The organism is Pseudomonas graminis, from assembly GCF_001705435.1.
Lineage (GTDB): Bacteria > Pseudomonadota > Gammaproteobacteria > Pseudomonadales > Pseudomonadaceae > Aquipseudomonas > Aquipseudomonas graminis_B.
Genome location: NZ_MDEN01000063.1, coordinates 1 through 14,592 on the forward strand (window position 1 = coordinate 1; position 14,592 = coordinate 14,592).

At 59.8% G+C, this 14,592-nt stretch carries 14 protein-coding genes and 1 rRNA gene; 7 read left to right on the forward strand and 8 right to left on the reverse strand.

Annotated features, from left to right (window positions below; translation table 11 throughout):
• Positions 1–105 (forward strand): 5S ribosomal RNA (gene rrf / locus BBI10_RS13635); the annotation flags it as partial.
• 112 nt (positions 106–217) lie between these two features.
• Here rrf and queD read toward each other — a convergent pair.
• On the reverse strand, positions 218–574 hold the full coding sequence (gene queD / locus BBI10_RS13640) for a 6-carboxytetrahydropterin synthase QueD (protein ID WP_074893670.1): 357 nt from the start codon (positions 572–574) through the stop codon (positions 218–220).
• A gap of 104 nt (positions 575–678) precedes the next feature.
• The gene (locus BBI10_RS13645) at positions 679–1,761 is read right to left on the reverse strand and encodes a hypothetical protein (RefSeq protein ID WP_065989100.1); all 1,083 of its coding nucleotides are present in this window, start codon (positions 1,759–1,761) and stop codon (positions 679–681) included.
• Positions 1,762–1,923: 162 nt separating this feature from the next.
• On the opposite strand from BBI10_RS13645, the gene BBI10_RS13650 reads away from it, so the two are divergent.
• The 6 genes from BBI10_RS13650 to BBI10_RS13675 all read left to right on the forward strand — a co-directional run bounded on the left by BBI10_RS13650 (position 1,924) and on the right by BBI10_RS13675 (position 7,552).
• On the forward strand, positions 1,924–2,232 hold the full coding sequence (locus BBI10_RS13650; protein ID WP_065989102.1) for a PepSY domain-containing protein: 309 nt from the start codon (positions 1,924–1,926) through the stop codon (positions 2,230–2,232).
• On the forward strand, positions 2,232–2,561 hold the full coding sequence (locus BBI10_RS13655; RefSeq protein WP_065989104.1) for a PepSY domain-containing protein: 330 nt from the start codon (positions 2,232–2,234) through the stop codon (positions 2,559–2,561). Before BBI10_RS13650 ends, BBI10_RS13655 begins: the two co-directional genes overlap by 1 nt.
• Positions 2,561–3,229: a response regulator transcription factor gene (locus BBI10_RS13660; RefSeq protein WP_065989106.1), complete on the forward strand. Its 669-nt coding sequence runs from the start codon at positions 2,561–2,563 to the stop codon at positions 3,227–3,229. The genes BBI10_RS13655 and BBI10_RS13660 overlap by 1 nt, the downstream gene beginning before the upstream one ends.
• Positions 3,226–4,584, forward strand: a complete 1,359-nt coding sequence (locus BBI10_RS13665) for an ATP-binding protein (protein WP_065989108.1) — start codon at positions 3,226–3,228, stop codon at positions 4,582–4,584. The genes BBI10_RS13660 and BBI10_RS13665 overlap by 4 nt, the downstream gene beginning before the upstream one ends.
• 82 nt (positions 4,585–4,666) lie before the next feature.
• Complete coding sequence (locus BBI10_RS13670; protein ID WP_065989670.1) at positions 4,667–6,346, forward strand: methyl-accepting chemotaxis protein; 1,680 nt, start codon at positions 4,667–4,669, stop codon at positions 6,344–6,346.
• Between the two features lie 141 nt (positions 6,347–6,487).
• A complete protein-coding gene (locus BBI10_RS13675) occupies positions 6,488–7,552 on the forward strand; it encodes an AI-2E family transporter (RefSeq protein WP_065989110.1) in 1,065 nt (354 codons plus the stop codon).
• A gap of 763 nt (positions 7,553–8,315) precedes the next feature.
• On the opposite strand, the gene nuoN is transcribed toward BBI10_RS13675, so the two are convergent.
• From nuoN to nuoI, 6 genes are read right to left on the reverse strand one after another with little or no spacing between them, the layout of a single operon-like run.
• Positions 8,316–9,773, reverse strand: coding sequence for an NADH-quinone oxidoreductase subunit NuoN (gene nuoN / locus BBI10_RS13680; protein WP_065989112.1), 1,458 nt, complete (start codon positions 9,771–9,773; stop codon positions 8,316–8,318).
• 7 nt (positions 9,774–9,780) lie between these two features.
• Entirely contained in the window at positions 9,781–11,313 is a 1,533-nt protein-coding gene (gene nuoM / locus BBI10_RS13685; protein ID WP_065989114.1) for an NADH-quinone oxidoreductase subunit M, read from the reverse strand.
• A gap of 52 nt (positions 11,314–11,365) precedes the next feature.
• On the reverse strand, positions 11,366–13,213 hold the full coding sequence (nuoL, locus tag BBI10_RS13690; RefSeq protein WP_065989116.1) for an NADH-quinone oxidoreductase subunit L: 1,848 nt from the start codon (positions 13,211–13,213) through the stop codon (positions 11,366–11,368).
• Positions 13,210–13,521, reverse strand: a complete 312-nt coding sequence (nuoK, locus tag BBI10_RS13695) for an NADH-quinone oxidoreductase subunit NuoK (protein WP_065989117.1) — start codon at positions 13,519–13,521, stop codon at positions 13,210–13,212. Before nuoK ends, nuoL begins: the two co-directional genes overlap by 4 nt.
• A 4-nt stretch (positions 13,522–13,525) precedes the next feature.
• Positions 13,526–14,026, reverse strand: coding sequence for an NADH-quinone oxidoreductase subunit J (nuoJ, locus tag BBI10_RS13700; RefSeq protein ID WP_037008804.1), 501 nt, complete (start codon positions 14,024–14,026; stop codon positions 13,526–13,528).
• Between the two features lie 9 nt (positions 14,027–14,035).
• Positions 14,036–14,584, reverse strand: a complete 549-nt coding sequence (nuoI, locus tag BBI10_RS13705; protein ID WP_065989118.1) for an NADH-quinone oxidoreductase subunit NuoI — start codon at positions 14,582–14,584, stop codon at positions 14,036–14,038.
• Positions 14,585–14,592 lie beyond the last annotated feature (8 nt).

Below are 14,592 nucleotides of genomic sequence, written 5' to 3' on the forward strand. Positions count from 1 at the left end.
TAGAGCGTTGGAACCACCTGATCCCATCCCGAACTCAGCAGTGAAACGATGCATCGCCGATGGTAGTGTGGGGTTTCCCCATGTGAGAGTAGGTCATCGTCAAGATTAAATTCCGAAACCCCATTTGCGAAAGCAGATGGGGTTTTGTTTTTGCGCGCGATAAAAGAATAGAGCAAAAAAAACCACCCCGTAGGGTGGTCTCCATTCCCAACGCTGATCAGTCACCACGATAGACGCAACCGCTAGTACAGGTTTCGTGAATCCGTATAGCGGACAACTCTGGCAGCAGCGGCTTAAGCTCTTTCCAAATCCACTTCACCAGCACTTCACTGGTCGGATTTTCGAGGCCGGGAATGTCATTCAGGTAGTTATGGTCCAGGCGCTCGTACAGAGGCTTGAAGATTGTCTTGATCTCGGAGAAGTCGCGAATCCAGCCGGTATGCGGATCCGGTTCGCCCTGCAGATAGATCGCTACACGGAACGAGTGACCGTGCAGACGTCCGCACTTGTGTCCGTCCGGCACGTGAGGGAGCCGGTGAGCGGACTCGAACGTAAATTCTTTAAAAATTTCCACGGTGATATAAGCCTTGAGAAGTGGCGATCGCCTGCGCGATAAATGCAAGCTGCGAGTTTATCAGCAATGGTTTGGCGAGTGACAGGCTGAACCTGACCACGTGGTTAAACCAGAGGCTCCAGCCGTTCGGCGAGACGGCCAGTGTCTACGAGCTCCAGAAACTCATCCCCCAGCCGCTGGCTGCTTTCCATTGCAGTGCGCCAGTACCGTTGCCGATCTGCATCCCTCCCGACGAACCGTTTGAAATCGCTTCTATCAGGCAGCTTGTCGTAGGGCAGCGTAGCCAGGTACGCGTGTGAGGGAGCCAGCAGCACCACGTCTTGAAGCCGAGTCTGGTCGCCTCTGCGCCATGGCAGTGCCTTGTCAAACCAACCCGGAATGATTTTGTCGGTGAAGTGCGGATACAGCACGATGTCGCTTCCGCTGTACGGAAGGTCCAGATGGTAGTCGAGCAGGCCGCCGTCGCGGAACATCCCTGCGCCGACACCGGGTATCTCTCCAACGCCCTCCATGACCATCGGAATGGAGCCAGACGCCAGCAATGCCTGGCGCAGGTTCAGTGTGCCCAGCGGCAAGCAACACGATGGGAAGTCAGTCAATGGCAGCAGGGGAGGGACGAGGCGTGGGTCGTGCATGACCAGTCGTTCGAAATGTCGCGACAGGCGTGCGCGCCCGATCAGGTTATCAGCGACGACAGCCCCTAGCCCCAGGCTTAACCCTGCGCGATGATCCCGGGCAAGCAAGCCCCGACTTCTGACGATCATCACGTTAAGACGGTAATGAGCATTCGCCAGAACGTGTGCATCATTCGCCTGCAAAAGCGCATCAAGCATCGTCACGCAGCTTCGGGTGACCTGTGCCATCGTCACGCCTTTGGCGAAACTCTGCTCGTTGTACAGGTGGCCAAGTCGCCGGATACCTGCAACCGGGTCCGGCAGGCAGGCGCTAGCAAATCGCCACGAACCGATAGAGGCGCCAATCAACGATCGCTCCCGTTGAGCCCGGGGCAGCCATTCACCGAACAGCGCCAGATCCAGGCCCTGAATGCCCAATGCTTTCGGACCACCCGCGGCGCCAGGGATGATGCCGACATCTATCGGCGATAGGCCTTGCTCCCTGATCCGCGTCATCGCACGCCTGCCGGCCTTGATAGTCAATGCCGGGTATTTGATCTGAATGTTGCTCATGGCCCCTCCGGGTCGGACAGGGGCGAAGTATATCGTGGGTCCCGCTTTCATCCACTGGAGGCTCGACGGGTAGTGGCACGTAGCCAGATAAATTCAGCTTCAATTAAGTTCGCCCGTTTATGGTGGGTTCCGTGAACAACCAGACCCCTACGGAGATCCACCATGAAAATCCTGACTGCCTTTATCGCTGCCACTGCACTCACTGTCACAGCCGGTTATGTCCAGGCCCGGGATTTAGGTCCTGATGAGGCGCTGAAACTGCGCGATGCAGGTACTATTCAGTCCTTTGAAAAACTCAACGCTGTCGCCTTGGCCAAGCACCCTAAATCCACCATTACTGATACCGAGCTGGAACAGGAATATGGCAAGTACGTTTACCAGATCGAACTGCGCGATGCGCAAGGTGTGGAGTGGGACGTTGAAGTGGACGCCGTCAGCGGGCAGATTCTCAAAGATCACCAGGACGCCTGATGATCGCCAGTAAGCGTCCCGCCAAGCGTTTCGTTTACTGTCTGGTGGCCGTATGTGCGGTCACCTCGAGCCTGGAGTGCCTGGCTCGGGACCTGAATCAGGACGAGGTGCTTGAGCTGCGAAGGAAAGGCGTAATTCTGCCGCTTGAGCAGTTCATTGATCAGGCATTAGGGCGTTACCCCGGCTCTAAGTTGCTTGAGGCCGAACTTGAGGAAAAACACGGCGTGTTGGTGTATGAGATTGAGCTTCTCACTGCCGATCATGTGGTGCGCGAGCTGAAATTCGATGCCGGTGACAGCCGCCTGTTGCAAGACAAGGAAGACGATTGATGCGTTTGTTATTGGTTGAGGACCACGTTCCTTTGGCGGACGAGCTCATCAGTACGCTGGGCCGGCAAGGCTACGCGATCGACTGGCTGACCGACGGCCGCGACGCCATTCATCAAGGTGCCACCGAGCCCTACGACCTGATCGTGCTTGACCTCGGTCTGCCGGGGGTTCCGGGGCTTGAGGTCCTGCAGAAATGGCGCTCCGGCGGGCTGTCCACGCCTGTCCTCATTCTGACCGCGCGGGCCTCTTGGGCCGAGCGTATCGAGGGCCTCAAGGCCGGCGCCGACGACTACCTGACCAAACCCTTCCATCCCGAGGAACTGCAGTTGCGCATTCAGGCGCTGCTTCGCCGTGTCCGAGGTCTGGCCAACCAACCGAAACTCGAAGCCGCAGGCCTGCACCTGGACGAGGGGCGCCAGTGCGTCAGTCGCGGTGAGGAGGACATTCAACTGACGGCGGCGGAATTTCGCCTGCTCCGTTATTTCATGCTGCACCCCGGGCAGATACTCTCCAAGAGCCACTTGGCAGAGCACCTTTATGATGGGGAGAACGAACGGGACTCGAACGTCATCGAGGTCCATGTCAATCATTTGCGTCGCAAGCTTGGCCGCGCCGTTGTCGAGACGCGGCGTGGACAGGGCTATCGTTTTGCCGGGACGGGCGAGTGAGGTCCATTCAGCGACGGTTGAGTCTGGGCCTGATCAGCGTGCTGTTGATTGTCGGGTTGGTCTTGGCGCAGATCAGCCTGTGGCTGTTTGAAGTGGGCTTGCAGCGATACCTCGAGTCTGGCCTGCGCAATGAAAGCGAACTGCTGCTGGTGGCACTGGTTCGCGGTCCGGACGGCTTGCAGCTCGACGAGCATCGGCTGTCGCCCGGCTACCAACGACCTTATTCCGGCCATTATTTCCGGATTGATTTCGACCAGGGTCATTGGCGGTCGCGCTCGTTGTGGGATCTGGAGTTGCCGCATCCCGGGCAGCCCGGATTGCATGCCGATCTTGGCCTGGAAAAGACCGATCAATCGCTGTTGTTGCTGCACACCGATTACCGCAAGTTCGGCCAGACCATCTCCATCACCGTCGCTCAGGACTACACCCCGGTGCGAGACAGTTTTGCACTGGTCCAGCGCATCGGTCTCGGGTTAGGGCTGATGGCCCTGATCTTGATTCTGGTGTTGCAGCGCGTCACCGTTCGCCGCGCCTTGCGCCCCTTGGAAAGGGCCAGAGAACAGATTTTCCAGCTGCAACAAGGGCAGCGATCGCAACTTGATGAGCGAGTGCCGGTGGAACTCGAGCCCTTGGTCGCGCAGATCAATCATCTGCTAGCCCACACCGAGGACAGTCTCAAACGTTCTCGCAATGCCCTTGGCAACCTGGGCCACGCGCTGAAGACGCCGCTCGCGGTCCTGATGAGCCTGGCCGAAGGCGACAAGCTGGCCGGCCACCCGCATGTGCGCGACACCCTGCGCGATCAATTGCAGCACATTCAGCAGCGTCTTGAGCGTGAACTTAATCGTGCGCGGTTGTCAGGCGATGCCTTGCCGGGCTCGCGGTTTGATTGCGCTGCGGAGATTCCCGGGCTGTTCTCCACCTTGCGGATGATTCATGGCGAGCACCTTGAGCTCAGCAGTGAAATCGGTGCGGGTCTGTTTCTGCCGTGGGACCGTGAGGACATCCTCGAATTGCTCGGCAACATCATGGACAACGCCTGCAAGTGGGCCGACAGCCAGGTCAGCCTGACCATTGCCAAGCACGCTGACGGCTACTGCCTGCTGATCGACGACGACGGCCCGGGCATCCCCGTGGAGCATCGCGATGACGTCATCGGCCGTGGCAATCGCCTGGACGAGCAAGTGACCGGCCACGGTCTGGGACTCGGCATCGTCAAGGACATCGTCGAGGCGTGGGGCGGGCGCATTCAGTTGCTGGACAGCCCCATGGGCGGGCTGCAAGTGCGAATCGATTTGCCCGAGCGAATCAGCCCGCAACTGCCGGGGAGCGAAAGCGCACGTCAATCCTCATGACCTCAACTTTTTGCGCGCCGGGCCGTTAACCGTAAAGGAACCCCAACGGCTCAACGCACAAAAACAAAGGGTCATGACTGCTATGCGGCTAAATCTCAAAGCCAAAGTACTTTCGCTCGCGGTGCTCCCGGTATTGGTGTTCGCACTGATCATCAGCGCCAGCACCGTCATCATGCTGCGTGAACAGGGCAAGCGCGAAGTCGAGGAAACCCGCCAGCACCTGCTCGCGGAGGCCAAAGCCACGTTACAAAGTTACGTGGCTGTCGCGCTGGGCACCATCAAACCGCTGTATGACGCCTCGGCCCCGGGTGACATGGAGGCCCGCGCGCAAGTCATCAAAATGCTCTCTCAGGTCAACTACGCCAAGGACGGATACTTCTTCGGTTACGATTCTCAGGCGGTGCGGCTGTTCAAGGGCAATAGTCCGGACGGCATCGGCAAGAGCTTCAAAGACGCCCGCGATCCGAACGGTGTTTTCGTCAATGCTGGTCTCGTTGACGTCGCGAAAGCAGGTACTCATTACCTGGAATATTCCTCGGCGCTGCCCGGTTCGAGCGAACTGGTGCCCAAACTGGGGTATACCGAATACCTGCCGAAGTGGGACATGGCGTTCGGGTCGTCGATCAACCTGGACAACATCGATGCCAAAGTCACGGAGCTGCAGAAGAATGTCGCCGAGCGCCGGCAGAGCATGCTTGTCAGCATCATCGGCATCACGCTGCTGGTACTGGTGATCATCGCGGCGGCGGGTTTCTGGATCGCGGGCGGTATCCTGCGGCCCCTGCGCCTGATGAAAGCCAACCTCGATGACATCGCCGCCGGTGAGGGTGATCTGACCCGGCGTCTGGCGGTGACCTCCCAGGACGAACTTGGCGATCTGGCGGGTTCGTTCAACCGCTTCGTCGACAAGATTCACGGGCTGGTCCGGCAGATCGCCGAAATGACCTCTCAATTGACCGGGCTTGTGGGTGAAGTGACCGATCAGGCGCAGCGTTCCGAGCAGGCCATGGAGCGTCAGCGTCACGAGACCGATCAGGTGGCTACGGCGATTAATCAGATGTCGGCCGCGGCCCAGGAAGTCGCGAAGAGCGCGCAGGGTGCCTCGGTGGCTGCGCAGCAAACCGATGCCGAAGGTCAGGCCGCCAAGCGAGTGGTCGACGGCAGCATTCAGCAGATTCACGCGTTGGTGAACGACATCCGCGACAGCGGTACGTCACTGGACAGCCTGCAGAATGACGTGTCGTCCATCGTCGGCGTGCTCGGGGTGATTCGTTCCATCGCCGATCAGACCAATCTCCTGGCGCTCAACGCCGCGATCGAAGCCGCGCGTGCCGGGGAAGCGGGTCGCGGGTTCGCAGTGGTAGCGGATGAGGTGCGTGCGTTGGCCAGCCGCACGCAGCAAAGCACTCAGGAAATTCAAGGCATGATCGACCGTTTGCAGCAGGGCACCCACGGCGCGGTGCAGGCCATGAAACGTTCGAGCGAGGCGGGCGACGGGACTTCCGCTCGCGCCAACGAAGCCGGCGCGTCGCTGGACACCATCGGTCAACTGATCGGCACTATCAACGCGATGAACGCGCAGATTGCCAGCGCTGCAGAAGAGCAGACGGCCGTGGCGGAAGAGATCAATCGCAGCGTCCACCAGATCGCCGTGGCGGTCGAAAGCGTGGCCGATGAAACCCGCCACAGCGCCTCCACGTCACGTAACCTCACGGCGCTTAACCAACGCCTCGGCCAGTTGGTTCGGCAGTTCAGAATCTAGACGGGGCGGCGGGCCTCGCTCGGGGCCCGCTGTCAGCGCTTCCTCCACTGACCGTGCACTTCAGGCGCGGCACTCCTGCGGCGATTGACGGACTAAGCATCAGACCGTGTGCTTGGCGCGGTGTAATGACATGGAAGAAACATGAACGAAACCGCGCTGCAAAAGAAAACCCTCCTGCTGTTATTGATACTGGTCACCATCGCGTTTATCTGGATTCTGCTGCCATTCTACGGCGCGGTGTTCTGGGCGGTGATCCTCGGGATCATCTTCGCGCCGCTGCAACGCCGTCTGTTGGCCCGCTTCGGCTGGCAGCGCAACCTGACGTCCCTTTGTACGCTGATGATCTGTCTGGTCATCGCGATTCTGCCGGTCATCGTCATTGCGGCGTTGATGGTTCAGGAGGGGGCGACGCTCTACAAGAATGTGGAAAGTGGTCAGCTCGACATCGCCAAGTACCTGGCTGAATTCAAAGTGCTGCTGCCGCCCTATGTGCAGCATTGGCTTGATCGTCTGGGCATGGGAGATTTCAACGGGCTGCGCGACAAGATCGCCAAAAGCGCGATGCAGGGCAGCAATTACCTGGCGACCCAGGCGTTCAGCTTCGGGCAGGGTACGTTCGATTTCGTGGTCAGTTTTTTCATCATGCTCTACCTGCTGTTCTTTTTCCTGCGTGACGGACAGGACCTTACCCGCAAGATCCGCATCGCGATTCCGTTGGCCGAGCCTCAGAAACGCCGATTGCAGTTGAAATTCACGCGTGTTGTGCGTGCAACGGTGAAGGGCAATATTGTCGTGGCCGTGACGCAAGGCGCGTTGGGCGGGTTTATTTTCTGGGCACTGGATATCCCGAGCGCTTTGCTGTGGGCGGTGATGATGGCGTTTCTGTCGTTGCTGCCGGCGGTGGGGGCGGGGATTGTCTGGGCGCCGGTTGCGCTGTATTTCCTGCTCAGCGGGATGATCTGGCAGGGTGTGGTGTTGGGGCTGTTTGGGGTGTTTGTGATCGGGCTGGTGGATAACGTGTTGCGTCCGATCCTGGTGGGCAAGGATACGCGGATGCCCGATTATCTGATTCTGATCTCGACGCTGGGCGGTATGGCGGTGTTCGGGCTGAACGGGTTCGTGATCGGGCCGATGGTGGCGGCGTTGTTTATGTCGACGTGGGCGTTGTTTACCGGCGACAAGAAAACCATTCGATTGCCTGGTTAGCGTGTGTTTTAAGATCAAGATCTAAAGCGTCTGCCTAAGGGCGGACTGTTTCGCCTTCGGCGAGTTACTTGGAAAAGCACCCCAAGTAACCAAGGGTGCTTGCTCCTGGTTGGGCCCTTCCTTCGTCAGGGTTCCTTCACTCCGGTCTCGCTCCGTGGGCCGCGCCGAACGGACATCCATGTCCTGACGGCGCTCTCGCCGCATCCATGCGGCTCGGCCCACTGCGCGAGACCTCCGTTCAGCCTGCACCCAAGTCGCGATTGGCGGTGTTTGAGCCTTTTGCGTGTGAAGATCAAAAGCACATCTAAAGCAGATCAAGGGCTTCCCGGCTAAAGCCAGTCCTACAGGTATTCGCGCACGGTCAGTAGGACCGGCTTTAGCCGGGAAGCTGTTGATCTTGATCTTCATACACAGCAGTCCAGACGACACCCATCGCGACTTGGGTGCAGGCCGAACGCAGACGACGCGGAGTGGGCCGAGCGGCATGGATGCCGCGAGAGCGCCGTTAGGACATGGATGTCCGTTCGGCGCGGGCCCACGGAGCGTCGTCGAAGTGAGGGAACCCTGACGAAGGAAGGGCCTAACCGAGAGCAAGCACCCTTGGTTACTTGGGGTGCTTTTCCAAGTAACTCGCCGAAGGCGAAACCGAGGCCGTTAGGCCGTTAGGCCGACGCTCTTGATCCCCGGCTCTTCCAAAGTACTAAAGCCAAAGCCATAAAAAAACCCTGCTCTAGAGCAGGGTTTTTTTTGCATCACTCACTCATCACAAACCCGCATGGCCCACCAGGGTCAGCAGCGGTTGCGGGTACACGCCCAGGAAGAACGCCAGCAGCGTGATCCCCAACAGCATCACGCCACCTGCACGCTGCGCCCAGTTGAACGGGGCGTCGTGGCGCTGGATCTTCGAGTCTTGCAGATACAGCGTCACCATCACACGCAGGTAATAGAAGACACCAATGGCGCTGCCCACGACCAGCGAACCGGTCAGCCACCACAGGTGCGCTTCGACGCCCGTCGCGATGATGTAGAACTTGCCGATGAAGCCAGTCGTCAGCGGGATACCGGCCAGGGACAGCATCATCACGGTCAGCACCGCCGTCAGGTACGGACGACGCCAGAACAGGCCGCGGTATTCGAACATCGCGTCGGCATCGCGGCCGCTGTACGGCGACGACATCAACGTGACCACGCCGAACGCGCCCAGGCTGGTCAGCACGTAGGTGACCAGATAAACGTTGATCGCCTCGACCGCCATGCCTTTGCTCGCCACCATCGCGATCATCAGGTAACCGAAGTGCGCAATCGACGAATAGCCCAGCAGACGCTTGAGGTTGTTCTGCGTCAGGGCCAGCAGGTTACCGACCAGGATCGACGCCACGGCAATGACCGACATCACGTCGGTCAGCACACCACTGGTGGCCGCCGGAGATATCTGGAACAGGCGAACCAGCACACCGAACACCGCGACCTTACTGGCCGTGGCAAGGAAAGCCGCCACCGGGGCAGGGGCGCCTTCGTACACGTCCGGTGTCCACAAGTGGAACGGCACCAGCGACAGCTTGAAGCCCAGACCCACCAGCATCATGCCCAGACCCAGGCTGGCGATCGGGCTTGGCATACCGGTGGCCGCGATAGCCTTGCCGATCTCGCTGAAACCCAGGCTGCCGGATTCGGCATACAGCAGCGCCATACCGAACAGCAAGAAAGCCGAACCGGCGGCTGACAGCACCATGTACTTGATGCCGCCTTCCAGCGAACGCTTGTTAAAGAAGGCGTAAGCGACCAGACCGTAGACCGGCACCGACAGCAGTTCCAGACCGATGAACAGGCTTGCCAAGTGTTGCGCAGCGACCAGTACCAAGCCACCGGCCGCGGCCATCAGGATCAGCAGGTAAAGTTCTTCGCGGTTACCCGGATAGCCCGCCTTGCCTTCACCCAGGTAAGCGTGAGCCAGCGTGACGCAAGCCAGCGTGGACACCAGGATGATGCCCATGTAGAGGCAGGCGAAGCTGTCGATTTGCAGCAATGGGGTGACCACCAGCGGCGCGACTTTCAGCGCCGGGTAGATGGACAGCAAAGCCAGGTTGAGTCCCGCTACCGTCAGCAGGAATGATTGCGAGTGACTGCGACGCCATGCGATGCCCAGCATCACCACCACAATGGTGATGCTGGTAATCAGCAGCGGAGCCAGCGCAATAAAGTGTTGAATCGTCAGGTCCATAGCGCTCTTACCGGGCCGAAGCGAGTTGAGTGAAGGCGGTGCCGAGCCATTGCTGCACGCCATGCATGGTCGCCGAGGAGGTGTCGAGGATCGGTTGCGGGTAGACGCCCAGCAGAATCAACAACACCGCCAGACCCAGCACCATGATCAATTCCCGACCGTCCATGCCTTTATAGACCGCGTCGGATTTGGCCGGGCCGAAGTAGGCGCGGTGGATCATGATCAGCGAGTAGACAGAACCGAACACCAGGCCGGAGGTGGCGATGGCGGTGATCCATGGCGAGCTGACAAAGCTGCCAATCAGGATCAGGAATTCGCCAACGAAGTTACCGGTGCCTGGCAGGCCCAGCGAGGCGGCAGCGAAGAACAGGCTGATGGCCGGCAGGTACGCGATCTTGTTCCAAAGACCACCCATTTCGCGCATGTCGCGGGTGTGCAGGCGCTCGTACAGCTGGCCGCTGAGGATAAACAGCGCGGCGGCCGACAGACCGTGAGCGAGCATCTGAACGACGACGCCTTGCAGCGCCTGCTGGCTGCCGGAGTAGATGCCGATCAGCACGAAGCCCATGTGCGACACGCTGGAAAACGCGATCAGGCGCTTGATGTCGGTCTGGGCAAAGGCCAGGAAAGCACCGTAGAAGATACCAATCAGGCCCAGGACCATGGCGATTGGCGCGAACTCGGCCGAGGCATTCGGGAACAGCGGCAGGGCAAAACGCAGCAGACCATACGCAGCGGTCTTCAACAGGATGCCCGCCAGGTCCACGGAACCGGCGGTCGGCGCCTGGGCGTGAGCGTCAGGCAACCAGGAGTGCAGCGGCACGATCGGCAGCTTCACCGCGAAAGCGATGAAAAAGCCCAGCATCAGGATGTATTCGGTGCCGTGGGACAGCTTGGTTTTCAACAGGTCCGCGTAACCGAAGGTGATCACGCCGGTCTGGTTGAAGTGCACCAGCACCAGACCCAGGATCGCCACCAACATGATCAGGCCGCTGGCCTGAGTGAAGATGAAGAACTTGGTCGCTGCGTAGATCCGGGTCTTCTTGCCGTCTGCCGAGCTGTGACCCCAGAGTGCGATGAGGAAGTACATCGGCACCAGCATCATTTCCCAGAAGAAGAAGAACATGAACAGGTCGATGGCGAGGAACACGCCGACGACCCCGCCCAGGATCCACATCAGGTTCAGGTGGAAGAAGCCGACGTTGCGTTGAATCTCTTTCCACGAGCAGAGTACCGAGAGGATACCCAGCAGGCCGGTCAGCAGAATCATCAGCAGGGACAGGCCATCGAGCGCCAGGTGCACGCTGATGCCGAAGCGCTGGATCCACTGGAGCTTGAATTCAAGGGCCCAGGTCGGATCGGCGCCCGGAGCAGGAGCATAGGTAAACGTACCGGTGCTCCAGACCCACAGGCCCAGAATCGTCTCGAGAGACATGGTCAACAGCGCAATCCAGCGCGGCAGGGTAGGGCCGAAGCGCTCACCTTGCCAGCACAGCAGGCCGCCGATGAAGGGGATCAGGATTAGCCAAGGCAGAATCATGACGGGCTCAATTCCTTTCGCAAAGTCGCAAGGTTCATGTCAAATCGACTCATCAGACCAGCACAATCGCGCCGAGTACCAGTACGGCACCTGCGGCGATCGAAGCGGCGTACCAACGGAGCTGACCGGTTTCGGTGCGGGTCATCAAGCCGTTGCCTGCTTTGACCAGACGCGGAATCAGGCCAATTGTGTGGTCGAGCGGGTCACTACGCAGGATGCGGCTGATCGCCAGGTAAGGTTTGACGAACAGCACGTCATACACCCAGTCGAATCCCCAGGCTGCGAACCACCATGCGGACAGGAAACGACCCGGACCGCTGTTGGCGATGGCAGTGACCAGACGACGCTTGCCGAGGAACAGCACCGCCGCCAGCAGAATACCGGCCAGAGCGATGGCGCCCGAGGCGATTTCCAGACTGTGCTTGGCTTCGCCGCCCGCATGGCCCGCGCTTTCCGGTAGCACGCCGGCCAGTGGCGGATGAATCCAGGCGCCGATGAACGTCGACAGCACGATCAGCACACCCAGCGGTAACCAGTGGGAAATCCCGTGGCCGGCGTGGGCTTCGGTCTTCGCTTCGCCGTGGAAGGCGATGAAGATCAGGCGGAAAGTGTAGAGCGAGGTCATGAACGCACCGACCAGACCTGCATACAGCAGGTACTGATGGCCGCTGGCGAAGGCTTCCCAGAGGATTTCGTCTTTGGAGTAGAAGCCCGCGGTGACCAGCGGCAAGGCCGACAGCGCCGCGCCGCCGACGATGAAGCTGGCGTAGGCCAGTGGCAGTTTCTTCCACAGGCCGCCCATCTTGAAGATGTTCTGCTCGTGGTGGCACGCAACGATCACCGCACCGGACGCGAGGAACAGCAGCGCCTTGAAGAAGGCGTGGGTCATCAGGTGGAAAATCGCGCCGTCCCAGGCGCCCACGCCCAACGCCAGGAACATGTAGCCAATCTGGCTCATGGTCGAGTAGGCGAGGATACGTTTGATGTCGGTCTGCACCAGTGCGGCGAAACCCGCCAGTACCAGGGTCACGCCGCCGACGATGCCTACCAGATGCAGGATGTCCGGAGCGAGGATGAACAGGCCGTGGGTCCGTGCGATCAGGTAAACGCCTGCGGTTACCATGGTCGCGGCGTGGATCAGTGCCGACACCGGGGTAGGACCGGCCATTGCGTCTGCCAGCCAGGTTTGCAGCGGCAGTTGCGCGGATTTACCGACCGCACCGCCCAGCAGCATCAGCGTGGCCAGCACGATCCAGAAATCACCGACCTTGAAGTGCTGTGGCGCACGAACCAGCAATTCCTGAATGTTCAGCGTGCCCAGTTGCTGGAACAGAATGAACAGGCCGATGGCCATGAACACGTCGCCGATGCGGGTCACGATGAAGGCTTTTAGTGCGGCGTTGCCGTTGTTGCGGTTGCTGTAATAGAAACCGATCAACAGGTACGAGCACAGGCCCACGCCTTCCCAACCGAAGTAGATGAACAGCAGGTTGTCGCCCAGGATCAGGAACAACATGCTGGCAATGAACAGGTTGGTGTAGGCGAAGAAGCGCGAGTAGCCGTCTTCACCGCGCATGTACCACGAGGCGAACAGGTGAATGAGGAAGCCGACGCCGACCACCACACCGAGCATGGTGATGGACAGGCCATCGACATACAGGGCGAAGTTAGGCTCGAAGCCGTCCACCGACATCCAGCGCCACAGCACCATGGTCAGGTGACCGCCTTCCGGTGGTGAGACGTTGAATTGCCAGATCACGTACGCGGCGACGATGGCCGACAGGCCAATGGAACCCACGCCGATCAGGGCTGAAAGGTTTTCCGACCATTTGCCGCGCGAGAACGACAGCAGCAGGAAACCGATCAGGGGGAATACGAAAGTCAGAAAGAGTAGGTTCATCCGCGCATCTCGCTGGCAGCGTCGATATCGAGCGTGTGGAAGCGGCGATACAGTTGCAGCAGGATCGCCAGGCCAATACTGGCCTCGGCTGCGGCAAGGCTGATCACCAGAATGAACATGATCTGGCCGTCAGGCTGTGCCCAGCGGCTGCCCGCGACCACAAAGGCCAGCGCGGCTGCGTTCATCATGATTTCCAGGCTCATTAACACGAACAGTATGTTGCGGCGTACCAACAGGCCCGCCAGGCCGAGGCAGAACAGGATGCCGGCGACCGCCAGACCATGTTCCAGAGGGATTGCTGAGTTCATGGCTTTACTCCTTCGCCTCGTTACGGCCGACATGGAACGCCGTCACGGCTGCCGCAAGCAGCAGCATCGAGGCGAGTTCGACAACCAGCAGGTAAGGGCCAAACAGGCTGATGCCGACGGCTTTGGCGTCCACCGTGGTGTGACCGATGGAGGCGCCGGTGGAGTTGGCAAACAGCACGTAGATCAACTCCGCCAACAGCAGGCCGCCCAGCAGAATCGGGCCGAGCCAGATGCCGGGTTTGAGCCAGGCGCGTTCTTGTTGAACCGAGGCCGGGCCCAGGTTCAGCATCATCACCACGAAGACGAACAGCACCATGATGGCGCCAGCATAGGCGATCACTTCAAGCGCACCGGCAAACGGCGCGCCGAGGCTGAAGAAGGTCATGGCCACGGCGATCAGCGAAATGATCAGGTAGAGCAGGGCGTGCACCGGGTTCGTGTTAGTGATCACCCGAAGGGTGGCCACCACAGCGATGCCGGATGCGAAATAGAAAGCGAATTCCATCTTTCTTCCTTAAGGCAGCAAGCTCTTGACGTTGATGGGCTGGGCTTCGTTCTGTGCATCGCCTTTCGGCTTGCCGGCGATGGCCATCCCCGCAACGCGGTAGAAGTTGTAATCAGGGTTCTTGCCGGGGCCGGAGATCAGCAGATCTTCCTTCTCGTACACCAGATCCTGACGTTTGAACTCGGCCATCTCGAAATCCGGTGTCAGCTGGATTGCGGTGGTCGGGCAAGCTTCCTCACACATGCCGCAGAAGATGCAACGCGAGAAATTGATGCGGAAGAACTCCGGGTACCAACGACCGTCGTCGCTCTCGGCCTTCTGCAGCGAGATGCAACCCACCGGGCACGCCACGGCGCACAGGTTGCAGGCCACGCAGCGCTCTTCGCCGTCAGGGTCGCGGGTCAGGACGATGCGGCCACGGTAGCGCGGCGGCAGATAGACCTGTTCTTCCGGATATTGCAGGGTGTCACGCTTACGGAAGCCATGGCCGAAGACCATGATCAGGCTGCGCAGCTGGGTACCCGTACCCTTAACGATGTCGCCAATATATTTGAACATGGGTCAAA